Here is a 26,721-nt window from a genome sequence, read left to right on the forward strand (position 1 = left end):
GACGATCCCGGAGGGTCAGCGGATCGCACTGAATTCGCCGACGAGAACCCGTTCCGGCGCGATGCCGTATTCTCGAGCCCAAACGCCCACGACCGCGAACCGCTTGTCTATCGTCGCAGGTCCCGGTTTCCTGTTGCGGTAATGGTTTCCTGTTGCGGTAATAAAGGAGATCTCCTTTTGCACCGCGGCGAGCGCATCTTCCGGCTGCGGCTTGCCCGCCTTTGCGAGTTGCGCGAGGTGGACCTTCGTCTGGCCCAGCGTTTTTCCCTCGCTGCCATCGGCCGCCGGATAGGTCAGGCCCGCAAGATAGCGTGCCGGGGATGAGGCCCAGGACAGCGATTGGTGGGTGAAGAAATAGGGCTCGTAGAAGCGGAAATCGAACAGCGTGCGCCCATCAAAATTGTCCGGGTCAAGTCGCACCAGCCCATCCACCGATGACCAGCAACCTCCCGTCACAACGAGTGGCAGGTTTGGGGCAACCTGACGGAGAGCGGCGAAGAGACGCCGTTGCGATACGGTCCAGTCCTCGCCGTTCGAACGCACGCAATCGGGCTGCGGTTCGTTCATCAGTTCCAGGGCAAAGTCCGCCCCCGCCTCATCGATGAAGCGCTTTGCAACGGTCGTCAGAAAGTCCCGATAGCGCCTGAACTTCTCGCCCCGGGGATCCTCGAGAATGTCCGCCGGACGCCATTGCGAGGAATAGGTGGCGGGATGGATGTCGAGGAAGACGTTCAGGCCATGGCCTTGCAGGCGCGCAACCCATTGCTGCACATCGTCCAGCAGCAGCTGCAAATCGCTGTCATCGGCGGCCAGGAACGGGCCGACATCAACCGGCAACCGGACAAAATCGAAGCCGAGCTTTCGAAGGCGGTCGAGTTCATCGTCCGACATCGCAACCAGATCGCCGCTGAAAGGCGGCCAGAGATAGTGACCGGGCCGGGCGGGATCGGATCGCGCGAAACTCAACTTTCGGGAAAGATTGACGCCGCGCCGAAAGCTCTGAATACGCGCCGCTTTCTCGGTTTCGACGGCCAAAGCCTGAGTTGATCTCAACGGTGCGGCGACTTGTGAGACAGGCGTGTTACCGCTTTGCGATGCGCTCGCATTGATGGAGGATGGGACAGGCACGCCCAGCGCCAGAACGATGGCCCCCAGTGACAGGGCGCCGACAAGGGAGCCGAGAAGAGCGCGCCAATGGCGGCGAAGGCCCCCGCTCCTCATCATTGGGCCGCCTTGGCGAAGGTCAGCAGGTAGTCGCGATAACGCCCGAGCACGGCCTTGGCATCGAAACGCGAATACAATTCGGCGGCGCTGTCGCGGATGGTTGCGCGGTAGGTTTCGTTCTGCGCGCCGAGTGTCTCGAACCCGGCCTGGATCTCGTCGACATTGCCCGGCGTGATCGCAACGCCGACATCCAGACCGTCGATAACCGGTGCCTTGCCCATACAGGATGGGAATCCCGGCAAACAACGCCTCCAGATAGACCATTCCGAAGGTTTCATTGAAACTCGGCAGAACGAGCGCGAGATAGTGCGGCAGGGTGGAGGTCAGTTGCTCATTGTCCATGCGACCGAGAAGACGCACGCAATCGGTCAGCTTCTTCTTCTCGATCAGCGCCTTGACGGCAGCGACACTCTCCTTACGGCCCCCGCCGATGAGATCGAGACCGATTTCGGGATGCGCAGCATGGTAGCGGCAGAAAGCCTCCAGCATGGGCCCGAAGCCCTTGCGCTCCCGGATATCGAGATTGAACACGCTGACAAAGCGCGGCTCAGGAGCGCAGGCGGGGATCGACGGACGCGTATTGCTAACGATATTGGGCAGAAGCGCCTGCTTGCCAGGCTCGATGGTCAGCCGCTCTTCCAGGATCGGACGGAACCAGGCGGAGACATAATAGATCCGCTGTGCCCGATCGGCGATTTGCTGGAGACGGGGCAGATATCCCGGCTTGAAGCGCACGATCTTGCGTTCCCCCTCTCCATGCACGGAGACGAAGAGTGCCACGTCATCCCCGTAATGGTGCACGAGCCACAGGGCGGCGAGCCCTTCGAAGGAGAACTTGTGCGCATGAATGATCGACGGGTGCAGTCCTTCGGTTGCCAGAGCCTCGGCAATCCGCCGTGCCACCACGGTCATTGCGGGCGCAAGACCGATGCCGAAGGGCGGCGCGAAATAGCGGTAGGCGAACAGACGAACGCCTTCCACCATGCCGCAATCACGGAAATAGGTCTGGTCCGGCCGGCTCGTGCGCGTGGCGGAGACGACCATGTGAGTCGCGTCAGGCGTTCCCGTCACGAGCCGTTCAACGGCGGTCGTCGTCGGTCCGCGATAGGGATCGGGATAATCCGCGCTGATATGCAGAACCGGCGGCTTTTCCGCCGGTTCCGGCTCCTGCACATGTCCGCTCCGGACGGCCGTGGCCGCCTGCATTGTTGTCATCGGAGAAGATTCCACCTCATCATCCGGAACAAATCCCTTGCGCGGCGTCTCGTCGCGCTGCCCCGCAAGGTGGGGCGATCGGGTTAAGATCTCGTGAAACCAGGTATTTATAACATCAAGAAAATAGCGAGTTCGCAGTTTACTGCAGGTCCATTTTTAAACGGCACATTGCCAGGTGACCATTCCTGAGAGGGGAGAGCGCGGATGGCCTCATTGCTGAGCGAAACGGAGGATGTCGCCACGACAGACTGCTGGCATCTGTCTGATGCCGCCTCTTCCCCTTTGGCAGAGCTCGAAATCGTCCACGTCGTTCGGCAATACGCCCCCGGTATCGGCGGGCTGGAGGAATTCGTTTCCGAACTGGCGGCCCACCAACGCAAAACGTTCCGCAGGGTGCGGGTCATGACCTGCGATCATATCTTCAGCGCGCCCGAGACCGTCCTGCCCGCACACGAGACAATCGACGGCATCGAGGTCGAGCGACTGCCCTATTTCGGCTCGCATCGCTATCCGGTCGCGCTTGGGTTGTGGCGGGCCATCGCATCGGCAGACATCATCCATGTGCATGCGGTCGACTTTGCCTTCGACGCGCTGGCCGACGAAGCCGCTGCATCGCAAGACGCTGATCGCGACGACGCATGGCGGCTTCTTTCACACTGCCAAGCTCGCGACACTGAAAAAGATCTAGTTCAACACGCTGACCCGGGCCTCGGTGAGCAAATATGACGCTCTGGTGTGCTGCAGTGAATCGGATTAGGCGCGCTTCGCCCCCGGGCGGGCGCGGGTGATCGTCAACGGCGTGGATGTCGACAAATTCGCGGGCGCCAGCGCCCCGCACCTCACCCGCAACATGGTGACGCTCGGTCGGTTTTCTTCAAACAAGAGACTCGATCGGCTGATCGCGCTTGCCGCCGCGCTCCGAGACGAAACCCCGCAATGGCACCTCGATATTTGCGGCGTTCCGGCGGATGTCTCGCTCACGGCGCTTGAAGCCGAGATCGCCAGCCACGGTCTTGAAGAGCAAGTGGACGTCCATGTCGGCCTGACGACCTCGGCCCTGCGGGACGTCCTCGGCCGTTGCAGTTTCTTCGTCAGCGCCTCCGAATACGAAGGGTTCGGCCTGGCGCTTATCGAAGTAATGAGTGCGGGTCTGTTGCCCGTCGTCCATCACAACGCGGCCTTCCAGGCCTTTGCCGCAGTTCATCCGGGCATCGACATCTGCGATTTCTCGGCCCTGATGAGGCTCCCGCGCGTCTCACAGCACTCCACCGTAGCGCAACGAAAGATCTGGATAGCTTTCGGCAGCAAGCCGTATCCACGGCCCGCGCCTATTCATGGGATCACCTGAAACTCGATTATGACAAAACCTATAGCGAAGCGCGGGGTTGAACTGCAGAATATGTAGTAATTTTACACTATGGCATTTTTCTCCACCTTGTTTCTATGTTTCTACCTAACAATGGAAATTAACGAGCCGGACCCAAAGTCTACTATCATTTTCACTAATACTTGTATTTTTAGCCAACGCCAATAACTGTCCATACATGACACTCCCGTTCAAGGCGCTGCTATCTTGCTCTCCAACGTCAACGCATCCAACCGGCCGGACATTGCGACGATTCAAATCGGCCCGCTCACCCTGCAAAGGCTTGAGCGCGAGAATGCGATCGCCCTGATCGGCACGGCTGTCGGGCAACGCCGCAAGCTGGACGTCGCCATCTGCAACGCCCATACGGTGCTGCTGGCTCTGGACGATCCCGACTATGCGAATGTTTTGAACCGCATGACGCTGCTGAATGACGGTGTCGGCGTCAATCTCGCCAGCCGACTCGTATGCGGCCATGGGTTTCCGGCCAATCTGAACGGAACCGACCTAGTCCCCGACATTCTCGCCACCCTGGATATTCCATTGCGCGTCTTCCTGCTGGGCGCATCGCCGACTTCCCTGGAGGGGGCTGCGAAGATATTGCGAAGGCCTATCCCCACCACGAGATCGCGCGGGCTGCCGGGACGGCTTCTTCTCGATGGATGACGTCGAAGAGGTGATCGAGACGATCAATGCCGCGCAGGCAGATCTCCTGCTGGTCGCCATGGGAAATCCGCTTCAGGAACATTTCATCATGGCCAACTGGGAGCGGTTGAACCCGACGGTCTGCATCGGGGTCGGCGCCCTGTTCGGCTTCATGCCCGGAGCGGTGGTGCGGGCCCTGGGCTTCGTCCGCACCCTGGGACTGGAATGGCTGTTCCGGTTTCTTCAGGAGCCGAGGCGTCTCGCGCGGCGCTATTGTATCGGCATTCCGCGTTTTCTCCTCGCCGCTCTGCGCTTACGGCGCCAGTAACTCCCATCTTCGCGAACGAACGGGGGGTCAACGCCTATCGAACGCCATCCGCGGGACCGCGGAGCTGGCAGGAGAACAGCCCAGTCGATCACGACCACTCGCAGACTAAGACAGGTCCTTGAAGGCACATCGCGAGTTGGTGCGCTCTTGTGACGCTGCTAAAACTGCTCTTTCGCCAGCGTCCTTTCCCGCTCTGGCAGTCAGATATCCTGTATATCCAGACATCAGAACCAATATATTTTCACTCTCACCCGCACCATTCCCTAGCGAAATCCGACCTACCCCCCATCTTACCATGCGACATATTTTTATATTCGAATACTCGCAGAAAAGTGCCTCCGGTCCCATACCTCTAAAATGACTTATAGATACACTCCGATATTTTATTTCTAGCCGACCATGTCTACAGGTCTCCTATTCTTATATTTCCACACAAACTATCAATTCCGCGAATAATACTATATATTTGCGATATTTATTCGCACATACCTATAATGAACGACAAGATAAATTAGATTTTGGGGCACTTGATTCTTGGTTTGTTTAGGGCAACCGGTCTGGGTGCCGTCCTGAGCCTTATGGCCATATCCACCTCAGCCACGGCCGAATATCTCTCCATCCCTGAAGACGCACGAAATTTCGACGTTCTGCACGCCATTGATCGCAGCATCGTCGACTTTGCGGCGCAGGGCGACCTCGACGGCGTCGATGACTATAGTCGCCAGAGCTACGAAGAAATAAAGAAGACCGACAAGATCTAAACTGAGGACTGGCCCACAAAATTCATAAGGGTGTCCACCTTCATAGTCATGGGCAGCAAGGAGATCATTGTCGATCACACGCATGACGTCGACGAGAATAGAGATAATATTGCCATACAGATTTTTATTTCAAGAAATATCGATATATTTCCGATCTGTATCTTGAGTAAAATCACAGTAATACCGGCATTTACATGCATTCATTTCGACGCATCGAGGAAAAACATTCCATATTGAGATACGACGAACACTGCCAACAAGGAAAGGAGGTCGCGCTTCTCATTCCGAATGGCGATCAATACAGCTTTCTTGTCGCCGAAACCGATAGCGTCGACATGAACGGTGTGCTCGACTACCTGAAGCGGACCGACCCTTTGGAAACATGGTCATCCATTGATGACATTGAGGTTTTGGAAAAATTGAGCGAGCTGATGCTCAACATGTCCACGACACTCGAAGAGGTGCAGGAAGACCCAGTCGTGACCTGATATGATTCGGACAAACAACACATTTGCGGAAGCGTACACAAGATGACCCAGAAAATATATGACATGCAAGTCGAGATCGAAAAGGAGCTTCTATCTCCGCTCAAATAAGTTAACTATTAAAAATATATTACTAATATAAAAAAATTCCATTAAATTGAATATACCCTGAAGATATACGTTTATAAACTACAAGACAAGCACGATTTAGTTCGGAATTATTATGGCGACCGCACTAACTGCGGCATCACCTTCGTACGCCCTGATCGCCAAGAGAGAGCTCCGCAAACGCGACAGACAGGGCCGACAAACAGATCGAATTGTTCAAGGCGCAGATAAACGCCCTGCAGATGCACGCTATGGACAGTGAACTCTTCTTTCTGCACAGCAAGAGCTTCGCGAAGGATGACAGTTTCGGCGTGCGCAAACTGAATGCGTCCGTTTCAGTGACCAATTACAATCTCACTGTCTTTGCCAGCGATGCCCATCACCTGCCCGGCGTTGCCTACTATGAAAATGTCCGGAATCCGAAATTCGACAAAGCATTGGAATACCAGGCTTATGTCACGTCCTTCGACAGCGAGGGCGGAGATGTCAACACGGCGATCTATCTGCACGGCGAACTTGGCGACGGGACGAACATCTACATCGCCTTCGACAATGAAGCCTACGAGGGCAAGATGGTTCCCGCCTTTGTGGAGCATTCTGATCGTGACGGATATGCATTCCTGATGGAGGATATCTACCGCTTCAAACAGGAAGTGAAGAATGAAGGTATCCCTATCAATCCGTCACAAAAGGAATTCGATGACATCGATATCTCGATAGACTTCTACAAGGATACCCGCGTCTTCAGCTGGCACCTGCCCGCCATGATCGAAGCGGTTCCGAAAAATGACACGGCGATACTCTTCCATCCCGGCTGGAAAAAGGGCGATGACAGCGCCCTGACCTGTTCCGGCGAAAAGCTTTACCGCTACCTGAAGGCGGTCTTTGCCGACGGCCCCGTATATCCGACCATCGACAATCTGGATGACGTTCCGACGCCCGGTAGCATTTGCGACTAGGCCTTGCCCGGACAGGACACAAACGCTGAACAACCCGCCCTTTTCGGGCGGCTTATCCGCGTCCCAAGATCCGTTCTTCGAATGAGCGGAAGATCAGGAACAGGCAGGGCACGACGAAGATCGATAACACCGTCGAAATCAGCATGCCGCTGACGACCGAAATGCCGATGGACTTGCTGGCGTTGGCACCTGCGCCCGAGGCCAGGATCAACGGCACCATGCCGAGGATGAAGGCGATGGATGTCATCAGGATCGGGCGCAGACGCAGCCGTCCCGCCTCGATGGCGGCGTCCATGAGATTGCGCCCTTCCTTGATGCGCATGTCGCGGGCGAACTCCACAATCAGGATCGCGTTCTTGGCGGCAAGCGCGATCAAGAGCGTGTTCTGCAGCTCGAGAGCCAGAAACACGGCGACGGTTCCCGCCAGAGCAAGCGGAACCGACAGGATGACCGGCAGAGGTCCGAGCCAGCTCTCGTATTGCCCCGCCAGAACGAAATAGACGAGGATCACGGCAAGGGCGAAGGCCAGATAGATCTGGTTGACCGTCAATTGCTCCTGATAGGACATGGCCGACCATTCGAAGCCCATGTCGCGCGGCAGCAGATCGTCGGCGGCCTTGGCCATGATATCCATCACCTGCCCCGAGCTCACATCCTGGCGCGGCCGACCGGTGATCGTGACCGCCGGATGCAGATTGTAGAGTGTCAGCAGCGAGGGACCGACCATCTCCCTGACGGTCACGAACTCGCTGACTGGCACTGGATTTCCTTGCGAATTAGGGATCCGGATATGCGAGATACCGTCGACGGTCGTGCGATAAACCCCGTCGGCCTGAAGGTAGACCTGAAAGGTCTGGCCGAATTTCGTGAACTGGTTGACATAGGCCGCACCGAGATAGCCGGACAGGGCATTGAAGACGTCGCTGACGGCAACCCCGGCGGCTTTCGCCTTCTTCCGCTCCACCTCCACCGAGACTTGCAGTGCATCGAACTCGGCATTCTGCGTCGCGCTCTGCATACGCGGATCCTGCTGGATCCGGCCGACAAGCTTCTCGACCATTGCGTTGAGCTGCGTGTAGTCGCCACTGCCGTTCGTCAGCTCCACCATCATGGTCGCGCCGCTAATATTGCCGACACCCTGGATCGGCGGCGGCGGCACGGCGATCGCGTGACCGTCGTCGAGGTTTTTCAGCGCCTTGTTGAGCGCCTTGTAGGTGGCCAGAAGCCCCTCGTCTTTGCCGCGTTCATCCCACGGCTCCAGCACGATATAGGCCAGCCCCGCATTCGACAGCGACGCCATGTTGTCGAGCACGGAGACGCCGGCAACGGTCAGGACATTGGCAACGCCCGGCACCGTCTTCAGGCGACGCTCGACCTCCTCCAGCGTTTTGTCCATCCGTTGAAGGGACGCACCTGCGGGAAGCTGAACCGCGGCGAGCATGTATCCCTGATCCTCGATCGGCAGGAAACCCGAGGGAACGCGGGCGAGCTCGACAAAAGCGAGACAGATGAGCGCCAGAGTCGCAAGCCCGACGGCCCGGCGATGACGCAGAATCTTGCCAAGCCATCGAGCATAGCCGCTTTCCAGACGCGAGAAGCCGCGATCGAAAAGCCGGAAGATCACGTTTCGCTCCGCAACCGGCGTCGGCGGACTCATCCAGAGCGCCGCCTGCACCGGCTTCAACGAGACCGCATTGACGGCACTGATCAGGGAGGTTCCGGCGATAACAAGCGCAAACTGGCGGTAGAGCTCGCCCGTCAGTCCGGAAAGAAAGGAGGCAGGCAGCAAGACCGACAACAGAACCAGGGTGATGCCGACGATCGGTCCGAAGAGTTCCGTCATCGCTTTTTCGGCGGCCATTGCGCCGGAGTGAACGTCGCCTAGATGCCGGGCGGTTCCTTCCACGATGATGATCGCATCGTCGACCACGATACCGATGGCCAGCACCAGCGCAAACAGGGTCGACATGTTGATCGTGAAGCCGAAGGCCACCATTGCGGCGAACACACCGATCAAGGTGACGGGTACGGTGGTTGCGGGGACCAGCATCGCACGCCAGTCCTGCAGGAAGAGAAGAATGACGCCCAGGACGATGACGCAGGCTTCGATCAGCACCTTGTAGACCTCCTTGACCGCGGCATTGACAAATGCCGTGGTGTTGAAGAGGACCGAATAGCTGACCCCTTCGGGCAGGGACCGGGACAGCGCCGCCATTTCCTTTTCGACCGCTCGGGAAACCTCGAGCGCATTGGCCTCCGGCAGCTGGCTGATGGCGATGGCTGCGGAAGGGTGCCCGTTCAGGCGGAAGACCTGGGCATAGGATTTCGATCCGAGTTCTATCTGCGCGATATCGCGAAGCCGCGTCACGCTGCCGGTCTCGAGATCGGATTTGACGATGACATCGCCGAACTGGTCGACATCCTGCAGACGGCCGTCGATCTCTATCGGCTTCTGGAAGGTCTGGGCGTCCGACAGGGGCCGCATGCCGATCGAGCCGCCCGGGACCGTCTGGCTCTATGCCTTGATCGCATTGCTCACGTCGGCGGGCGTCGTCAGTTTCAGCGCCAGCATGCGATCCGCATTCAGCCAGATGCGTATGGCATAATCGCCCGCACCGAAGATCGAGATGTTGCCCACACCAGGGACGCGGGCGAGCGGATCGGCCAGATTGATCTTGGCATAGTTGGAGAGAAACAGACTGTCGTAGTCGGGATCGGACGACGTCAGGGTGATGAATGCCAGAATGGACGTTGAACGCTTGCGAACCATCACCCCTTGCGTCTGCACGGAGGAGGGAAGCTGCGAAGAGGCAGCATCGACCCGGTTCTGGGCGAGGATCTGCGCCTCGTCCAGATCCGTGCCGATGGCGAAGGTGACGGTCAACGTGTAGCTGCCCATCGCTCGAGCTGGACGACTGCATGTAGAGCGTGCCCGGCACGCCATTCACCTGATGCTCGATCGGCAGCGCGACCGTTTCCGTCAGCATCTTCGCACCGGCACCGAGATAGCGGGCCATCACCTGAATGGTCGGCGGGGTGATATCGGGATACTGCGAGATCGGCAGACGCAGAAAGACCAGCGCGCCGATCAGGATCGTGACAAGCGCAATCACGTTGGCGAGCACCGGCCGCTCGATGAAGAACCTCGAATACATGATGCCGGTCCTCTAACGGTCAGCCGATGCGACGGCGGAAGATGCAGAACCGAAGTCTCCGCGAACAACATCCCCCGCCCTCACATCGGACGCCATATTGCGGACAACCGCATCGCCGACCGCCACGTCTCCGCGGACGCGCTGCTTTTCGCCGATCTAGTCCAGGAGCGTCACGGAGCGTCGTTCGACCTTGCCCCCGTCGGCGGCGACGAGGACGTAATGCCCACGTTGATCCGTTCCGATGCTCGATAAGGGGAGCAGGACCGCGTCGCGGATCTGTTCCAGAGGAACGCGCAGGCGCACGAACATGCCCGGCACGAGCGCCCGATCCTTGTTCGGAAGCACCGCCCGCAGATTGAAGGTCGCCTTGTTCGCATCGGTCCGGAGCTCAACATAGTCGATCGTGCCGGACAGCGGATAGTCCGGATCGCTGTGCGTGCCGACCTCCACCTTCACTTGCTTTCAAGGACCTGAACGCCTCCCCGCGCCCCTTCATCGCCCGGCGCATCCTGAGCGCCTCGCTCTCCGGCACCGTGAAGTTCACGTAGATCGGATCGAGGTTCATGATGATCGCAAGTTCGGTGCTCGTCGTGATCAACGCACCGACATCCTGTTTGTGCGCGGTCACATACCCGGAGAACGGCGCCGTGATCTGCGTGTGCTCGACATCGATGCGTGCCAGCTCCAGCGCGGCCTTGGAGGAGGCCAACTGTCCTTGCGCGATATCGCGGTTTGCCAGGGCCTCGTCGATCTCAGCCTTGGAGACAGCCGCACTCTTCGACAGACAACTCGCGCGTTTATAGGCCGTCTGGGCGTTGATAAGCGAGGCTTCGCTCTGGGCGACTTCGCCTTCCGCCTTTTCAAGGTTGGCCTGATATTCGGCCGGGTCGATGACGAAGAGAGGACACCTCTTTTCGACCCTCGTTCCGTCCTCGTAGTTGATGGACTTGAGAGTTCCCGAAACCTGGGCGACCAGCGTGACCTTTCGAAGAGCCTCCGCCGTGCCCGTTTCTTCCAGATAGCGGGTCATTTCCGTCTTGACCGGATGCACGACGGAAACGGTCTCGGCGGGCTGCTGTGCCTCATCCACCCGCGTCTCAGACTGCACGAGAAAGGCTCCGGCCACGACCGCCGCGCCGAGAAGACAGAGCCCCGGGACCCGGATGGAGGTCGTTCGAGGGGAAGGCTTTCGCAAATGTTCGGTCAATTGGGAGGCCGCTTTCTTTTCCTGCTCGACCGGACGCCCCAACAGTTGAAGACTGCCCGGAAGGCGCCGATCAAAGGAGAATGGAATAAGGCGGCTGCGTAAACCCGGTTTGTCCCGGTCAAGAGATTTGTGACGTTTTGTAAACGGCTCGAATTAAGGTGTAAACGCAGGCGAATAAGGCTGATCGATCTGCGATACTACCTTTGTCACTTTGAACGGAACTGCAACAATACCTGACATGGACAAACACAGCGCAGTTATCGTGATCGTCGAAGATGATGCGGAAATTCGCGACCTTCTGGCGGATTTGCTGACCCGCGAGAACTTCATTGTGCGCCCGGCGATGGACGCGGCGGGGATGGATCGGCTCTTTTCCGAAAAGGTACCGGATCTCGTCATCCTCAACATCATGCTGCCAGGAGAGGACGGCCTTTCCACCTGTCGGCGGCTTCGCGCCAAGGGGACGATGCCCATCCTCATGCTCACGGCCAAGGGACGCGAAGTGGATCAGGTTGTGGGACTTGAGATGGGAGCCGACGACTATGTCGTCAAACCCTTCGCCCCGCTGGAAATGATCGCCCGGATACGCGCCTTGTTGCGGCGCGCGTCCATGCCCTCCCAGACACCGGCACAAGCCGGCCGACGCTACCGCGTTCGACAGATTTCTGATCGATCTTGATGCGCGGCAGATCGAGGATGATCGAGGCATCGCGGTAGACCTGACGAGCGGAGAGTTCGGCCTGCTGGCCTGCTTCATCGAGAAGCCGCGCCGGGTTCTCAGCCGCGATCAGCTTCTGGACTGGACGCGCGGGCGGGAAGCAGATCCGTTCGACCGCACGATCAACGTGCTCGTCTCGCGTCTGCGTCGAAAGCTGTCAGCGGCGAGCCCCAACGGATACGTCTTTACCGCCCTTGTCCGGAAAATCGAGGCATGAGCCCCTTTTCGCGTAGCTCCGGACGGATTGTCTGGCGGCGGATTGCGCTGGTCGTCTTCCTGATCGCGCAGGCATCCTGGCTCGTGATGGTAATCACCGCCTATCTCGACGACCTCGGGACGAAAGCGACCTATCCGATCACCCCCGACCGGCTGGCGGCCATCATTCGGTCAGTCGAAGAAACGCCGGATGCGAAACACCTGCTCAGCGCCCTGGATTCCGCCAACCTAGAAGTTGCGACCAGGAACAAGGCGGACGGCCCCGTCACGCCTCAGGAGCAGGTCGTTCGCCGGCAAGACGACAATCTCCGCGCCTGCTATCTCACAGTGGTCGGTGATCGGCCTCTCGATATCTTTCCCTTCGAAAGACCATTCCAGCAGACGGATATCCTGCACACCCCCTGGCGAAAGCAGTTGGGCATCGAATTCCACATCGGTCTAAGGGACGGCCGGGTTCTCATCATCCGGAGCCTGGCGCCGGATGCATTCGGTGTCATGGGCATACCGATTGGCATGGCGGCAGGGCTCATGGCTGCGATCATTTCCCTGATCGTGGTGATTGCCATGTATCGGGAAATCCTGTCGCTCGCCAAGCTGTCGAAGGCAATCGACCACATGGACCTGTCCTCCGACCGAGTTCCCCTGCCGGACGTGCGCCACAAAAGCCCGGAACTTCGCTCGCTGGTCAACGCCTTCGACCGGCTGCAGACCCGGTTGTCGGAGGTCCTCAAATCCCGGTTCGTACTGATTGCAGGCATTTCCCACGACCTGAGAACCTTTGCGACCCGGCTGCGACTGCGCATTCACTCCATCCCCGACGAGCATCAGCGCATGCAGTCGGCGCGGGATATCGAAGACATGATCGCCCTTCTGGACAACGCGCTGCTGGCGACGCGGGTGGAAACGGACAATGCTTCAGAAGAACTTCTGGATCTGGCCGACCTGATCCGCAGCGAGGTAAAGGACCGTCAGGTCTCCGGCCAGCCGGTCAGCTTCGAAGGCCCCGTAGGTGACGAAGTCCTCGTCATCGGCAGTCGTCTGGGACTGCGCCGTATCGTGAACAACCTGATCGAGAACGCCGTGCGCTATGGCGAGCGCGCGAACGTCTCACTCGAAACCGACGAGCACATGGCCCGGGTTCGGGTGACGGATAACGGCCCCGGCATCTCACCGGACATGGCGGAAGCGGTGATGGAGCCTTTCGTGCGCGGAGAGCTCTCCCGAAACCGGAACACGGGCGGTGCGGGCCTCGGCCTCACCATCGCCAGAAACCTTGTGGAAGCGCGCAGGGCGGCACCCTCGACATCCAAACGTCCGACCAGGGAGAACCGTTCATCGGCTTTTCTCTCCCGCTCTTTGTCGCCGATTAGGCTGCATCCTCAATCGTCCGGAGTAACGATAGCGACGGCCAGCAAAGGACTTCCCATGCGGGGCGCGATTGGGGAGATTGGTTGAAGTCGCTCAAATTTCTAAGCACTTCCACATATCGCTATTAGAATATTCAATTGTTATCAGGCTTCATGTATAAGCATTATATACAATAAGATATTTATCTATTCTTATATAATACTCTTATATAATACTCTTATATAATACTCTTATATAATACTCTTATATAATACTCTTATATAATACGATACGTCGTGATACTTATACGTAGTAATGGAGATTTTATTTACCTGTATTTGGAATATTGAGCCTCACAAAACTGGACTTCTGTAAAGAGGTGCCATATGTCGCTCAAACTGATCCGATCCTTCTCGGGAAAATTGTATTCTCTCGTCGGTTTTTTCGGCATCTGCTTTGTCCTCTTCCTTACCTATCAGATGTACGCATTGTGCTCGAACCTTGAGCAGTTCAAGCGGAACGAGATACGCAGCGTCGTTCAGCCGGCGGCGAACGTCGTCGATCAATTTTACCAGAAAGCTCAGGCAGGAGAGCTGACGGAGGAAGACGCCAAGACTCAGGCCAAGTCGGCCTTGCGCGGCATGAAGTACCGGGATGGCGACTACGTCTTTGCTTACGACCTGCAGGGCACGACGCTCGTTCATCCGGTGAAGACGCAAAATGAAGGCGTCAACAAGCTGGAAACGACCGACGCGTTCGGCAAGTACCACATCAAGGAAATGGTGTCGGTCGCAAAGACAACGGGTTCCGGCTTCGTCAAATACGGCTTCATTTCCCCGGAAGAAAAGCCCTTTGAGAAAACCAGCTACGTGCAGGTTTTCAAGCCGTGGAGGTGGTTCCTGGGATCCAGTGTCCTGATGGTCGATATCGCCGCCGCGGTCAGTCGCGGTCTCTTCATCGCGCGATCTCTGGTTGTTCCTTTGCGCCGATTTAGCTCGCAGATGAGCGAGGTTTCGAACCAGAATCTGGATATCGAAATCGAAGGCACGGACAGAGAAGATGAGCTCGGCGATATGAGCCGCTCAGTCGCGGTATTCCTCGAAAACGCCGTGGAACATAACCGGCTTGAGGAAGCTGGGAAGCAGGAGCAGGTTGGCCGGCAACGCCGTCAGGAACAGATCGAAGGTCTGATCCAGAATTTCCGCGTGGAAGTCGAGGCGGCCCTTTCCTCCGTGTCCGACAACTCCATGGAGATGGATGACGCGGCCCGCTCCCTGAAACAGATCGCCTCCCATACGGAAGAAAACGCTGTAAGCGCAACGAAGTCCTCTGAACAGTTGACCCGCAATGTGCAAACCGTGGCGTCTGCTGCAGAAGAGCTTGCTGCCTCGATCAGAGAGATCACCCGCCAGGTGAGCCAGAGCAGTCAGGTGGTCTCCAAAGCAACGCGAGCGGCTCAGGAATCCAACCAGAAGGTTGCCAGCCTGGACGAAGCGACCCAGAAGATCGGCGAGGTGGTCAGCCTTATCCAGGCGATCGCGGAGCAGACCGACTTGCTGGCCCTCAATGCGACCATCGAAGCGGCTCGCGCCGGTGAGGCGGGCAAGGGCTTCGCCGTCGTTGCCGCGGAAGTGAAGGAACTGGCCAACCAGACGTCGAAGGCGACGGAAGAGATTTCCGCCCATATCGGCGCGATCCAGAGTTCGACCACCGATACGGTTGCCGTGATCGAAGAAATCGCCTCCGCCATGGAGGAGTCAACGGCTACACCACCACGATTGCGGACGCGGTCGAACAGCAGGTGCTGGCAACTCAGGAAATTTCCGAGAACGTGCAGGAAGGTGCGATAGGAACCCGCCGCGCGATGGACAATATGGGCCAGGTTGCGGAAACGACGACGGATACCTCCAAGACGGCCGATGCGGTGCTCGAAGCCTCCCGGCAGGTTGCGTCCAGCACTCAGAACCTGTCGGAACGCATTTCGCGCTTCCTCCAGGGCGTCGCTGCTGCCTAGTTGTTGCCCGGTCGCGCGATCGATCGGCTCCTCTCAACAACTACGAACCGAATAAAAAAGGGCCCGGCATCGTCGATGATGCCGGGCCCTGATTGTTTTCCAGACTGGATCCGCAGATCAGTCCTTCACGTTGGTCACCTTCTGGCGGGCTCCGAGTTCCTTGCGCATCTTGGCCACGTCATCGACCTTCACCCGGCTGCCCTGATTGCCGAAGGCGTTGCGGATATAGGTCAGCATGTCGGCAATCTGCTGGTCGTCCATCTTCCAGGCGAAGGACGGCATGCCGGCCGCAGTCTGCAGGGTCTGGGTGTGCGCGGCCCGCGTCCCCATCAGCATGGCATGGATCAGGTTGGTGTAATACCGGGTCGTGATCCGGTTGTTGCCAGCGATTGCCGGGACCATACCCTTGATGCCCTCGCCTTCGACCCCGTGACAGGCAGAGCAGTTGACCTCGTAATTGTGGTACTCCTCGGCTTCCTTGTCCTTGGAAAACTTGAAGCCCGGATCCTTCTTCAGGTCTGAAGGCGGCAGCGACAGAACGTAGGTCGCGATGGCCCTGAGATCCTTTTCGTCCAGGTACTGAAAGGAGTGCTCGATGGCTTCGGCCATGGGGCCTGAGGCGACGGTTCCGTGGGTCGCCCCGATCTTCAGATATTCAACCATGTCATCGGGCGACATCCAGCCCGCCCCCATCTCCTTGTTGGAAGTGATGTCAGGTGATGCCCAGCCGCCGGCCGAGGTTGGAGCCATGCAGAAACTCCGAGAGCTTCTCACCGCCCAGGAAGTTGCGCGGCGTATGACAGGTGGAGTAATGTCCCGCCCCCTGCACCAGATACTTGCCGAGGTTCCATTCCTCGCCCTTCGACGACTCGGGCTCAAAGCCCTGTTCTTGAAGAACAGCATGTCCCATCCGGCCATGGCCAGACGCTGATCGAACGGGAACGGCATGGCCGCGTTTTCGTGGATCTCGTTTGTCACCGGCTTGATCGTGGACATGTAGGCTCACAGGTCGTGCATGTCCTTGTCCGACATTTGGACATAGGCGGTGTAGGGCATGGCCGGGTAGAGCAGACCATGCTCGCCGATGCCCTGGCGCACAGCATTGAAGAAGTCGCTCTCCGTCATCCTGCCGATGCCGGTCTCCTCATCCGGCGTGATGTTGGAGGAGATAAGGTCGCCGAACGGAGTGCCGATCACGTAGCCGCCGGCAAAGTCGCCCTGGCCCGCCGTATGGCAGGCGACGCAGTCGGCCTGGCGCATGACGTATTCGCCGCGCTTGATCGCCGCCGCATCGGTGATCTTCACCTGAGACAGCGGCATGGTGTCGTCGGCGACATCGGAGCGGCTGGTGTCGAAAGTTCGCCAGAGCCAGGCCCCGGCGCCCACGACCACCACGACGCCGATCTTTTTCCAGTTAGCCATTCTTTCAGTCCTCCACCAACGGCCCGGGATTGTTGACGTAGGTCTCGTGGATTGCCCGAGCAGCGCGGATGGCGAGCGCCCCGACCGTCAGGGTCGGGTTGTAGCCGCCGTTATTCGGGAAAGCCGAAGCGCCGACGACGAACACGTTGTGGGCATCGCAGCTCTGCAGGTAGGTGTTGAGCACCGACCGGGTCGGATCCGCGCGGATCACCGCACCGCCGATGGTGTGGGAGCTGTGCTGCTTGTAGGGGTTCCAGCTTTCAGCAGCCTGATTGTCGACGGCCAGATGCTCGCCGCCGGCTTCCTTCATGATCTCGACGGCCTTGTCGGTCACGTAGCTGGCCATCTTCTGGTCGTTCTTGTTCCGGTCGAAGGTCAGGCGCAGCAACGGCTGGCCGTGACGGTCCTTGTAGTCCGGATCGAGCGACAGATAGGCGTCGCGAGTGCATGGACGTGCCCTAACAGAAGATCGCGGCCGCTTCCTGGTAATCGCGCGCGCAGGCGGCCTTCGATTCCGAGCCCCAGCGCTTGGCGCCGGGGCGCAGGCCGTTCATGTTCTGAATCGGACGACCGTTGATCGAGTAGCCCATGATGCCGGCGCCACCGATGAAATCGAGATCGGCGTGATCGAAATTGTCAGAATTGTGATCGTCGATCTGGACGCCCAGCGCACCGCCGCCGATGAACGGGTTCATCTTCGCACCATCGAAGAAGCCGGTGACGGACGAACAGGTCTGGTAGCAGTAGTTGCGACCGATGGTGCCCTTGCCGCTCTCGGGGTCGTATTGCTCGCCTATGCCGGACAGCAGCATGAGCCGCACGTTGTCCATCTGGTAGGCGGTGAAGCAGACGATGTCGGCGGGCTGGAAGCCCTCTTCGCCGTCGCTGGTGGCGAACTTCACCCCCTTCACCGTCTTCCCGTCCTCATGCTTGACCGCATGGAGGATTTCCGTCTCCGTCATAACGGTGAAGTTCTTGCGACGCATGAGAGCGGGAAGGATGCAGACCTGCGGCGAGGACTTGGAGAAGTTGCCGCAGCCGTGGAAATCACAGAAACCGCAATAGGTGCAGGGCCCCATGGTGATGCCGAGAGCGTTCACATAGGCCTGCGAGATGTTGCCGGCAGGGATCGTGAAAGGATGGTAGCCCATCTTTTCCGTCGTCTCCCGGTACATGTGCATCCAGTTGGTGTCTTTCAGCTCCAGGGTCGGATAGTCGCGCGAGCGCGGGCCTTCGAAAACGTTGCCGCCCTCGAACGTCTGGCCCTTGATGTTGCCGACCGTGCCGACCGTGCCGGACGTGCCCGCGATGCGCTCGAAGCGATCGTAGTAAGGCTCCATGTCCGCATAGGTGAGGCACCAATCCTGAAGCATCAGGTCCGCATCAATCTTACCGGCGCCATAACGCTCTTTCGTCTTGGTGGCGGCCTCCAAATCCCAGGGCAGGAAGCGCCAGGACATGCCAGCCCAGTGGGTGCCGGCGCCACCTACATCCCAGCCGAACTGAAACGCGGACCAGTTGCGCACGGGCGCGGCGGTCTCGCCACTGTTGTTGCGGAACGTCATGGTCTCGACACTCATCGGCTGGAGCATCTTGCGGCAGGTATGCCAGCGCAGCTCATCGGGATCGATGGCGGGAGGAAAGTCGATCGAGGTATCGCGCCACTTGCCGCGCTCGAAGGCGACCACATTGAGACCGGCGCGGGTCAATTCCTCGGCCATGACGGAGCCGGCCCAGCCGAGCCCCACGATGGCGACATCGGCCTTGGGACGTTGGTTGCTCATATTGTTCTCCTGAAGTCCTTCGGCTCAGTCATTCGGGATCAGGCTGAGGGGCGTCAGCTGCAGGTCTTCACCGCGCCGATCGATGTAGGGGCGGTAGTCGTAACGAGCCCCCGGGAAACCAATCATCTTCCAGCCGACCATGTCCCTGTTGCCGCCATAAAGCGGGTCGGCCAGGTAGCCTTCGCGGGTGTTCTGCAACACCAGCTCAAAGAAGGCCTGGCCGTTGACGTCCTTGCCCAGATCGATCTTGCCGGCCTCGAGGTCGGTCAGGATTTCGTCGATGCGATCAGGCGAAAGGGCGGAGAAGGTGCCCCATCGGTCTTCTGGACGTAGGCTTGAAGGGCCTTCAGGCCGATCTCGTAACGCTCGCGCGGCGTTGCGATGAACTGCGGCGAGCCCATGATCTCTTCCTCGTTTTCCGGCTTGAGCGGTTCCTTGAGGTAGAGGGCATCGCTGGAACCGTATGCGGTCGCCAGCTGGTCATCGATGAATTCCAGGCAACTGGCTTCGCTTGCCGAGGGGCCGTGGTCATCGGAGGGAATGAGCCGGTCGATGATGGCCGTTAGGGTCTTGCGATCGATCTCGTCCTTGAAGACCCGCAATTCGCCGCCGACGCGAACGTGTCGCGGAACACTGTCTTCGCTCAAGGTTATTTCGACCGGAAATCCGCGGATCTCCTTGGCCTCTACCGACTTGGCGATGGCCGGAACGCCGGCGATGAAAGCGCCCATCGAGAAGAGAGCTTCTCTTCTGTTCATCTCGTATCCTCTCCCTTGGACAAAAGGATTGGATGCCGAAAGACAAGAATGATTCTTGCCTTTGCCGGAACATGGTCGGGCAAAGCATCCATCAATCAGTCGAGAATTTCCGGGTGTGCGGAGGTCAGGACGGCGGATCTCTCTCACAAGGGCGGATCTCTCTCACAAGGGAGAGGACTCAAGTTCAGCCAGTTTCGTCTCTTTCAGGGGCGTTTCGGCTGGTTGAGAAACCATCCGGGGTCAGCCTCAGCAAATTCCTTTTGGTAGAGGCTACGATAATCTGTCGCGCAGACTCAGAAAATATGCCACATCTTCAATAGAAGACGATATATGCATTTGCATTATTTCTGAGAATTCAATATGAAATGAATCCTCTCAAAATGAATTGATAAAACCTATGTATTATATTCAAGTATTTACGAATCATTGACATTTATCGCATGTTGATAGAAATCCTGAAGGATCCAACCCCCGTTCCCGCTACGAAATTTGCATAACGACATGACGAAACGGAAGACCATCACTGATCTGGCGCGGAAAGCACAAGTCAGCATCTCAACCATCGATCGCATCCTGAACGGTCGCAACCCCGTCAAGCAGGCCACCGTCGAGCATGTGCTGGAAGCGGCGGAACGGATCGGTTTTTACGCTGTGAGCACGATCCGCGACCGGCTGGGCTCGGGGATACCTGAAAAGACATTCGGCTTCCTGCTCAACAGCAAGAAACGCTAGCTCTATTCCAGGATGGCCGACCTTCTAGTCGAGCACACGACCCACGTGCCGTCGGTCAAGAGCCGTGCCGTCATCCGTCATCTCGATACGCTCGAACCGGAAGCCGCGGCCGACGAACTGCTGGCGCTGGGGAAAATCTGCGATGCAGTGGCTTGCGTGTGCATAGACCACCCCTTGATCAACTATGCGGTCGATCAGCTTTCCAATCAGGGCATCCCGGTGGTGCCCATGGTTTCCGGGCTCTCTACCACCGATTATTCCGTCTATCTGGGCTCCAACGACTGGCAGCTCGGCCGGGACCGCCGGCTGGTTCATGAAAAAGCTCTGCCCGCAGGGCGACAAGGTCGCCCCATGCTGACCGGATCCGAACACTACGTCTGCCAGCAGGCTCACGAGGCAAGCTTTCGGATGTACTTGCGCTCGAATGCTCCGGACCTTGAGCTTCTGGAAACAGAAATGACCGGTGAAACTGACGAGCTCGCTAAAGAGATGGTTTCACTCATTTTGAAACGTCATCCGGATCTCGTCGGCATCCTTGCGGCCGCGGGCGGGCTGGAAGGGGGCGCCGACCTGCTTCAGCCGCTGGGGGAAAGGCGACCAGCACTCATCGGGACCGAACTCACCGACCGGACACGGGCACACCTGATGCAGGGCAATATCGATGTCGTGCTATCCACCCGGTTTTCCAGATCGCGGAGCAGGCGATACAGACCATGGTCGACCTGACTACCCAGAACACAGAACAGAAGCAGGTCCAGCAGATCATTCCCTTTCGGGTCCTGATCAGTGAAAATTGCTGAGCATTATCCTGGTGCTCTCGCCCGTTTTGAGTGCTCACGCCTGATTTGAGGATTTCTGCCTTGCCGACCGCGGCTCTGAGAGTCGTCCGGCACCCGGAGACTCGCAGCCAGATTATGTTGTCGCGCTATTGCAGATTGTGCGTTCGTCCTGGCACGGGCTTACGAGCCCTTGCGCACCACAAGAGCGAAGAAACCTTCGAAACCAAAGGCTTCTTTGCGATATTGACGCTGTAGGGGGGAAGATGGTGGAGCCAATCGGGATCGAACCGACGACCTCTTGAATGCCATTCAAGCGCTCTCCCAACTGAGCTATGGCCCCACTTATCTACCGGGTGTTGGGAATGGCCTCGGTGCCGTTCTGGGGGCGGAAAATAGCCACGTCCGCAGCGATGTCAAGCGGAAGATAGAGGAGTTTTCAACTTTTTGCCGTTTCCGGCCGTAAAACGTTGATCTTCGCTTGGGGAAAACAACGCGGACCACGTGCCATCGCACGGGTCCGGCGTTCTCAAGACACATACAGCAGGGCTGCAGCGAGTCCTATTCGTCTTCGCCGCGCTCTACCACAATGCCCGGGACGTTGTCGTCGTCGTCGTCATCCGGCAGGAAGGCGTCATCGTCGGCGTCCGTGTCGTCGATATCCTTGATTTCATCGTCATCGAGATCGACTTCGGTCTTGCCCGTTGCAGATGCCTCTTCGTCCGCATCCTCCAGGGACATGACTTCCGCGCCCTTTGCCTTAAGCTTCTCATCGTCGTCCCCGTCGACGGGCGCCGCAGCCTTCGAGGGCTTGTTAGTCTTGGAAGGTCTCGGACGCGTTGCCGCGGGGCTCAGGATGGTGCCGCATTTCGGGCAGGTGATCGGAGACCTGTTGAGATCGAAGAATTTCGTTCCGCAACTGGGGCACAGCTGCTTTGTCCCAAGATCCGGTTTCGCCACGATTTCAAACCCTGTGTAATGTGCAAATTTCATGCTGATCTGGCTCCCCATAACCATCGAAACGCTCGCCTGTCAAAGCGTAAAATGAGCCTTACGCGAATTACCGAATGCCGAGATGACGAAGTCCGGCCGGCATGCTAGGAAATCGGGCCGTCGCGTCGGGGGATTGTTTGCACCGCTTTACAGGCGAAAGAGACACCGCGACGCACGTCGTGTCGCCGGCAGGATCGCGGATTTGCAAGCGCCCGCCCGCCTTTTCACTCTAATAGCTTGCAGATGATGAGGATGATGAACCCGCCCATGAGCCATGCGACGAAGCCGATGATCACGCGCGCGAGCTCCCCGCTTACCGGTACGATTCGCGTGCCGGGCGACAAGTCGATTTCCCACCGGTCCCTAATGTTCGGCACGCTCGCAATCGGTGAAACCCGGATCGAAGGCCTTTTGGAATCAGAAGACGTGCTGGCGACTACTTCGGCCATGAAGGCGCTTGGCGCCAATGTGCGCCAACTCGGTCCCGGCTCCTGGAGCGTGGAAGGCGTCGGCGTCGGCGGTCTGTGCGAGCCGGAAACGGCGCTCGATTTCGGCAATGCCGGAACCGGCGTGCGCCTGACCATGGGCCTGGTGGCAAGCCATGCGGTGACGGCGGCATTCATCGGTGATGCTTCGCTGTCGTGCCGCCCGATGGGGCGTGTGCTCGATCCGTTGCGCGAAATGGGGGCGGAGGTGCTCGCGCGCTCCGGCGATCGTTTGCCGCTGACCGTCCGCGGTCCGGAAACCGCGTTGCCGATCACCTATCGCGTGCCAGTGCCCTCCGCCCAGGTCAAATCGGCGGTGCTGCTGGCCGGATTGAATGCGCCGGGACGAACCACAGTCATCGAACCCATCCCGACACGCGATCATACCGAGCGCATGCTGCTGGGCTTCGGGGCGGAACTCGATATCGAAGAGAATGCGGACGGCGAACGCGTCCTGCGCCTGACAGGCCAGCCGGAACTGAAGCCCCAGGCGATCACGGTGCCGAGCGACCCATCATCCGCCGCCTTCATGATCGTTGCCGCGCTGATCGTGCCGGGTTCCGAGGTGACGGTTCAGGATGTGCTTCTCAACCCGCACCGCACGGGACTTATCAAGACGCTTGAGGAGATGGACGCCGATATCAGCATCGAGAACGTGCGCGAGACCGGCGGAAAGAAGCTCGGCGACATACGCGCCCGCCATTCGCGGTTGACGGGCACCACCGTCCCGGCGGAGCGCGCACCTTCGATGATCGACGAATACCCGATCCTTGCCGTGGCGGCCGCCTTTGCCGAAGGCGAGACGCGAATGCTGGGCCTGCACGAACTCACCGTGAAGGAGAGCAACCGGCTGGCGGCCGTGTCCGCCGGGCTCGCCGTCAACGGCGTGCCGCATGAAAAGGGCGAGGACTGGCTGAGCGTGACGGGCGGCGAAACCGTCAAAGGCGGCGGCACGGTCGTCACCCATCTCGACCACCGCATCGCCATGAGCTTTCTCATGCTGGGCCTTGCCAGCGACGCTCCTGTCGCCGTGGATGACGGGGTACCGATCGCCACCAGCTTCCCCGACTTCGCCGATCTCGTCACCCAGCTCGGCGGCCGGATAGAACTTGCGGCGGGTGAAAAGGCATGATCATCGCGATCGACGGACCGGCAGCCTCCGGCAAGGGAACGCTGGCGCGCAGGCTCGCCTCCCATTTCAGCCTTCGCCACCTCGATACCGGGCTTACCTACCGTGCGGCGGCGGCAGCCATACTGAAGCAGGGCGTCAGTCTCGAAGATGAGGCGGCGGCGACAGACGTTGCCTCGAAGGTTGATTTCGCGGCACTCGATCGCGCGGCCCTGTCTCTGCACGAGATCGGCGAGGCGGCATCGAAAATCGCGGTCATGCCGTCGGTCCGCCGCGTTCTGGTGGAGGGCCAGCGTCGCTTTGCCAAAACGTCGCCGGGCGCGGTTCTCGACGGACGCGACATCGGCACGATCGTCTGCCCCGACGCGGACGTGAAGCTCTATGTCACCGCCTCACCGCAAGTGCGCGCGCGGCGAAGGACGGACGAGTTGAACAGCAGCGGCATCACGGCCGACCGTGATGCCATTCACGCCGATTTGGTCCGCCGCGACGAACGCGATTCGACGCGCAGCGACTCTCCGTTAAGGCCGGCGGACGATGCGCACTTGCTCGACACCTCGAAAATGGATATAGAGACCGCGGTCCGTAAGGCTGTGGGAATCGTCGACAGCCTGTGAGGGCGGAACTGCGAAGGGGACTCCTCGGGGAGTGCCCTCTTTTGGCATGTCGGGCCATGTGCCCGTTCGGCATTCTCGGGTCGCAGACCCGATCGGGAGGTGATCTTCATCCGGCAGCGCCGGCTCGATTCGTCCTTGTTCCCGCCAGAACCAGCGTCAGCCCTCGCGCGATTGCCTTGAGCCGTCGCGCGGCTGTTCACGGCCTCCCCCGCCTTCCGGACACCACTGAAGTCAAATACAGACTGCCGGCAATCCAGGCGCCAGCGCCAGCTGCTTCGCATATCCGCGGAGGGGATGTCTCCAAGACAAGGGGACCGGCTGGATCCTGCGGACAAACACAACACGAACCATCGGCGCATGCCAGTAATGGCTAATGGAGTTTCAATGACCGCTTTGAATCCCTCTACCGAGGATTTTTCTGCCCTGCTCGACGAGACTTACGGCGGCTCGGAAATGCAGGAAGGCACCGTCGTCAAGGGGACGGTTATCGCCTTTGAAAAGGACCTTGCCGTCATCGACGTCGGACTCAAGGTCGAAGGCCGTGTGCCGATGAAAGAATTCGGCGCAAAGGCACGCGACGGCGAGATGAAGATCGGCGACGTGGTCGAGGTCTACCTGGAGCGCGTGGAAAATGCGCTCGGTGAGGCCGTCCTGTCGCGCGACAAGGCTCGCCGCGAAGAAAGCTGGATCCGTCTGGAAGCATCCTTCGAGAAGGGCGAAAAGGTTACGGGCCAGATCTTCAACCAGGTCAAGGGCGGCTTCACCGTCGATCTCGACGGTGCCGTGGCCTTCCTGCCGCGCTCCCAGGTGGACATCCGCCCGGTGCGCGACGTCGGCCCGCTGATGCACACCCCGCAGCCTTTCCAGATCCTGAAGATGGACAAGCGTCGCGGCAACATCGTCGTCTCGCGTCGTGTCGTCCTCGAAGAGACCCGTGCCGAACAGCGCTCCGAGCTCGTGCAGAGCCTGGAAGAGGGTCAGGTCGTGGAAGGCGTGGTCAAGAACATCACCGACTACGGTGCGTTCGTCGACCTCGGCGGCATCGACGGTCTGCTGCACGTCACGGATATTGCGTGGCGCCGCATCAACCATCCGTCCGAGGTTCTGTCCATCGGTCAGACGGTCAAGGTGCAGATCGTCCGCGTCAACCGGGAAACCCATCGTATCTCGCTCGGCATGAAGCAGCTCGAGGCGGATCCGTGGGAAAGCATCGAAGCCAAGTATCCGGTCAACGCGCGCTTCACCGGTCGCGTCACCAACATCACCGACTACGGCGCCTTCGTGGAGCTGGAGCCGGGGATCGAGGGCCTGATCCACGTCTCCGAGATGAGCTGGACCAAGAAGAACATCCATCCGGGCAAGATCGTCGCCACCTCTCAGGAGGTCGAGATCATGGTGCTCGAGGTGGACCCGGTCAAACGCCGCATCTCGCTGGGCCTCAAGCAGACCCTGCAGAACCCCTGGGAAGCCTTCGCCGAGAAGTTCCCGACCGGCACGGCCATGGAAGGCGAGGTCAAGAACAAGACCGAGTTCGGTCTGTTCATCGGTCTCGAGGGCGATGTCGACGGCATGGTGCACCTCTCCGACCTCGACTGGAACCGTCCGGGCGAAGTTGTCATCGAGGAGTTCAAGAAGGGCGACATGGTCAAGGCCGTGGTGCTCGACGTGGACGTCGACAAGGAGCGCATCTCGCTCGGCATCAAGCAGCTTGAAGGCGATCCCTTCGACACCGCCGCTTCCGGCGATGTCCGCAAGGGTGCCGTCGTCACCTGCGAGATCCTCGAGGTGAAGGATACCGGTCTGGAAGTGAAGCTGGCCGATAGCGACCTGACGGCGTTCATCCGCCGTGCCGATCTGTCGCGCGATCGCTTCGAGCAGCGCCCCGAGCGTTTCTCGGTCGGCGAGAAAGTCGATGCCCGCATCACCCAGTTCGAGAAGAAGACCCGTCGCATCTCCCTCTCCATCAAGGCGCTGGAAATCGCCGAGGAGAAGGAAGCCGTGGCGCAGTACGGTTCGACGGATGCCGGCGCCTCACTCGGCGACATCCTCGGTGCCGCGCTGAAGGCACAGCAGGAGCACGACGAGGAGTAAGTCACTCCCCGTTCGGCAGAATTGAGGACTCGCGCGGTTGACGCGCGGGCCCTTTTCTTTTGAACTACGTCAACTCGCGGCCGGAATGCCGCAAGGGGCTGTCCGGTTTTGATGCAACCGGATGCCCGGGATGAGCGATCATCCGGAGAATCGGTTTATGAGGAAACGTGACGGACACTGTCATCA

Annotated in this window: 26 protein-coding genes, 1 tRNA gene and 3 pseudogenes; 17 read left to right on the forward strand and 13 right to left on the reverse strand. The window is 59.1% G+C overall.

The window, feature by feature from the left end:
• Positions 1–15: 15 nt before the first annotated feature.
• On the reverse strand, positions 16–2,439 hold the full coding sequence (locus QNJ43_RS09325) for a cellulase family glycosylhydrolase (RefSeq protein ID WP_300469359.1): 2,424 nt from the start codon (positions 2,437–2,439) through the stop codon (positions 16–18).
• Between the two features lie 204 nt (positions 2,440–2,643).
• Between QNJ43_RS09325 and QNJ43_RS09330 the strand changes: the two genes are divergently transcribed.
• From QNJ43_RS09330 to QNJ43_RS09360, 7 genes are all read left to right on the forward strand, one after another.
• The gene (locus QNJ43_RS09330; protein WP_300469361.1) at positions 2,644–3,165 is read left to right on the forward strand and encodes a hypothetical protein; all 522 of its coding nucleotides are present in this window, start codon (positions 2,644–2,646) and stop codon (positions 3,163–3,165) included.
• A 58-nt stretch (positions 3,166–3,223) separates the two neighbouring features.
• Entirely contained in the window at positions 3,224–3,787 is a 564-nt protein-coding gene (locus tag QNJ43_RS09335; protein ID WP_300469363.1) for a glycosyltransferase, read from the forward strand.
• A 225-nt stretch (positions 3,788–4,012) separates the two neighbouring features.
• On the forward strand, positions 4,013–4,471 hold the full coding sequence (locus tag QNJ43_RS09340; protein ID WP_300469365.1) for a WecB/TagA/CpsF family glycosyltransferase: 459 nt from the start codon (positions 4,013–4,015) through the stop codon (positions 4,469–4,471).
• Entirely contained in the window at positions 4,464–4,778 is a 315-nt protein-coding gene (locus QNJ43_RS09345; protein WP_300469367.1) for a WecB/TagA/CpsF family glycosyltransferase, read from the forward strand. The genes QNJ43_RS09340 and QNJ43_RS09345 overlap by 8 nt, the downstream gene beginning before the upstream one ends.
• A 518-nt stretch (positions 4,779–5,296) precedes the next feature.
• Positions 5,297–5,539: a hypothetical protein gene (locus tag QNJ43_RS09350; RefSeq protein ID WP_300469370.1), complete on the forward strand. Its 243-nt coding sequence runs from the start codon at positions 5,297–5,299 to the stop codon at positions 5,537–5,539.
• A 233-nt stretch (positions 5,540–5,772) separates the two neighbouring features.
• Complete coding sequence (locus QNJ43_RS09355) at positions 5,773–6,027, forward strand: hypothetical protein (RefSeq protein WP_300469372.1); 255 nt, start codon at positions 5,773–5,775, stop codon at positions 6,025–6,027.
• Between the two features lie 317 nt (positions 6,028–6,344).
• Complete coding sequence (locus QNJ43_RS09360; protein ID WP_300469375.1) at positions 6,345–7,091, forward strand: hypothetical protein; 747 nt, start codon at positions 6,345–6,347, stop codon at positions 7,089–7,091.
• A gap of 52 nt (positions 7,092–7,143) precedes the next feature.
• Here QNJ43_RS09360 and QNJ43_RS09365 read toward each other — a convergent pair.
• The 4 genes and pseudogenes from QNJ43_RS09365 to QNJ43_RS09380 form a co-directional block, all read right to left on the reverse strand.
• Positions 7,144–10,035, reverse strand: a pseudogene (locus QNJ43_RS09365) (efflux RND transporter permease subunit).
• A pseudogene (locus QNJ43_RS09370) lies at positions 10,034–10,246 on the reverse strand (efflux RND transporter permease subunit); the annotation flags it as partial. The pseudogenes QNJ43_RS09365 and QNJ43_RS09370, both read right to left, overlap by 2 nt.
• 156 nt (positions 10,247–10,402) lie before the next feature.
• Positions 10,403–10,696: a hypothetical protein gene (locus QNJ43_RS09375; protein WP_300469378.1), complete on the reverse strand. Its 294-nt coding sequence runs from the start codon at positions 10,694–10,696 to the stop codon at positions 10,403–10,405.
• Entirely contained in the window at positions 10,635–11,354 is a 720-nt protein-coding gene (locus QNJ43_RS09380; RefSeq protein ID WP_300469379.1) for an efflux RND transporter periplasmic adaptor subunit, read from the reverse strand. Before QNJ43_RS09380 ends, QNJ43_RS09375 begins: the two co-directional genes overlap by 62 nt.
• Before the next feature lie 361 nt (positions 11,355–11,715).
• Between QNJ43_RS09380 and QNJ43_RS26925 the strand changes: the two genes are divergently transcribed.
• The 5 genes from QNJ43_RS26925 (at position 11,716) to QNJ43_RS09400 (ending at position 15,748) form a co-directional block, all read left to right on the forward strand.
• A complete protein-coding gene (locus QNJ43_RS26925) occupies positions 11,716–12,132 on the forward strand; it encodes a response regulator (RefSeq protein ID WP_346432915.1) in 417 nt (138 codons plus the stop codon).
• A gap of 76 nt (positions 12,133–12,208) precedes the next feature.
• Positions 12,209–12,388 (forward strand): winged helix-turn-helix domain-containing protein, encoded by a 180-nt coding sequence (locus QNJ43_RS26930; RefSeq protein WP_346432920.1) that lies wholly within the window; start codon positions 12,209–12,211, stop codon positions 12,386–12,388.
• Positions 12,385–13,842, forward strand: a complete 1,458-nt coding sequence (locus tag QNJ43_RS09390; RefSeq protein WP_300469382.1) for an ATP-binding protein — start codon at positions 12,385–12,387, stop codon at positions 13,840–13,842. Before QNJ43_RS26930 ends, QNJ43_RS09390 begins: the two co-directional genes overlap by 4 nt.
• 278 nt (positions 13,843–14,120) lie before the next feature.
• Positions 14,121–15,584 carry a cache domain-containing protein gene (locus QNJ43_RS09395; RefSeq protein ID WP_300469384.1) on the forward strand — a complete coding sequence of 488 codons (1,464 nt, stop codon included), beginning with the start codon at positions 14,121–14,123 and terminating at the stop codon, positions 15,582–15,584.
• Positions 15,566–15,748 (forward strand): hypothetical protein, encoded by a 183-nt coding sequence (locus QNJ43_RS09400; protein ID WP_300469386.1) that lies wholly within the window; start codon positions 15,566–15,568, stop codon positions 15,746–15,748. Before QNJ43_RS09395 ends, QNJ43_RS09400 begins: the two co-directional genes overlap by 19 nt.
• Before the next feature lie 117 nt (positions 15,749–15,865).
• On the opposite strand, the gene QNJ43_RS09405 is transcribed toward QNJ43_RS09400, so the two are convergent.
• The 6 genes and pseudogenes from QNJ43_RS09405 to QNJ43_RS09425 form a co-directional block, all read right to left on the reverse strand.
• Entirely contained in the window at positions 15,866–16,498 is a 633-nt protein-coding gene (locus QNJ43_RS09405) for a cytochrome c (protein ID WP_300469389.1), read from the reverse strand.
• The gene (locus tag QNJ43_RS09410) at positions 16,461–16,658 is read right to left on the reverse strand and encodes a hypothetical protein (protein WP_300469391.1); all 198 of its coding nucleotides are present in this window, start codon (positions 16,656–16,658) and stop codon (positions 16,461–16,463) included. Before QNJ43_RS09410 ends, QNJ43_RS09405 begins: the two co-directional genes overlap by 38 nt.
• Positions 16,659–16,750: 92 nt before the next feature.
• Positions 16,751–17,170 carry a c-type cytochrome gene (locus tag QNJ43_RS09415; RefSeq protein ID WP_300469393.1) on the reverse strand — a complete coding sequence of 140 codons (420 nt, stop codon included), beginning with the start codon at positions 17,168–17,170 and terminating at the stop codon, positions 16,751–16,753.
• A gap of 4 nt (positions 17,171–17,174) precedes the next feature.
• Entirely contained in the window at positions 17,175–17,558 is a 384-nt protein-coding gene (locus QNJ43_RS26935; RefSeq protein WP_346432916.1) for a GMC oxidoreductase, read from the reverse strand.
• A gap of 70 nt (positions 17,559–17,628) precedes the next feature.
• Entirely contained in the window at positions 17,629–18,954 is a 1,326-nt protein-coding gene (locus QNJ43_RS09420) for a GMC family oxidoreductase (protein ID WP_346432917.1), read from the reverse strand.
• 24 nt (positions 18,955–18,978) lie between these two features.
• Positions 18,979–19,712 (reverse strand): annotated as a pseudogene (locus QNJ43_RS09425) (gluconate 2-dehydrogenase subunit 3 family protein).
• 501 nt (positions 19,713–20,213) lie between these two features.
• Between QNJ43_RS09425 and QNJ43_RS09430 the strand changes: the two are divergent.
• Positions 20,214–20,444, forward strand: a complete 231-nt coding sequence (locus QNJ43_RS09430) for a helix-turn-helix domain-containing protein (protein ID WP_300469395.1) — start codon at positions 20,214–20,216, stop codon at positions 20,442–20,444.
• Between the two features lie 12 nt (positions 20,445–20,456).
• Positions 20,457–21,170, forward strand: coding sequence for a substrate-binding domain-containing protein (locus tag QNJ43_RS09435; protein WP_300469397.1), 714 nt, complete (start codon positions 20,457–20,459; stop codon positions 21,168–21,170).
• A 317-nt stretch (positions 21,171–21,487) separates the two neighbouring features.
• On the opposite strand, the gene QNJ43_RS09440 is transcribed toward QNJ43_RS09435, so the two are convergent.
• Together QNJ43_RS09440 and QNJ43_RS09445 are read right to left on the reverse strand one after the other, a co-directional pair.
• A tRNA-Ala gene (locus QNJ43_RS09440) sits at positions 21,488–21,563 on the reverse strand.
• Positions 21,564–21,781: 218 nt separating this feature from the next.
• The gene (locus tag QNJ43_RS09445) at positions 21,782–22,180 is read right to left on the reverse strand and encodes a TIGR02300 family protein (protein WP_300469399.1); all 399 of its coding nucleotides are present in this window, start codon (positions 22,178–22,180) and stop codon (positions 21,782–21,784) included.
• A 300-nt stretch (positions 22,181–22,480) separates the two neighbouring features.
• On the opposite strand from QNJ43_RS09445, the gene aroA reads away from it, so the two are divergent.
• From aroA to rpsA, 3 genes are all read left to right on the forward strand, one after another.
• On the forward strand, positions 22,481–23,830 hold the full coding sequence (gene aroA, locus QNJ43_RS09450; protein WP_300469402.1) for a 3-phosphoshikimate 1-carboxyvinyltransferase: 1,350 nt from the start codon (positions 22,481–22,483) through the stop codon (positions 23,828–23,830).
• On the forward strand, positions 23,827–24,444 hold the full coding sequence (gene cmk / locus QNJ43_RS09455) for a (d)CMP kinase (RefSeq protein ID WP_300469404.1): 618 nt from the start codon (positions 23,827–23,829) through the stop codon (positions 24,442–24,444). Before aroA ends, cmk begins: the two co-directional genes overlap by 4 nt.
• Before the next feature lie 384 nt (positions 24,445–24,828).
• Positions 24,829–26,535, forward strand: a complete 1,707-nt coding sequence (gene rpsA, locus QNJ43_RS09460) for a 30S ribosomal protein S1 (RefSeq protein ID WP_300469406.1) — start codon at positions 24,829–24,831, stop codon at positions 26,533–26,535.
• The last annotated feature ends 186 nt before the right edge of the window (positions 26,536–26,721 follow it).

The sequence above is a fragment of the Breoghania sp. genome (assembly GCF_030066895.1).
In the GTDB taxonomy this organism is placed as follows: Bacteria; Pseudomonadota; Alphaproteobacteria; order Rhizobiales; family Stappiaceae; genus Breoghania.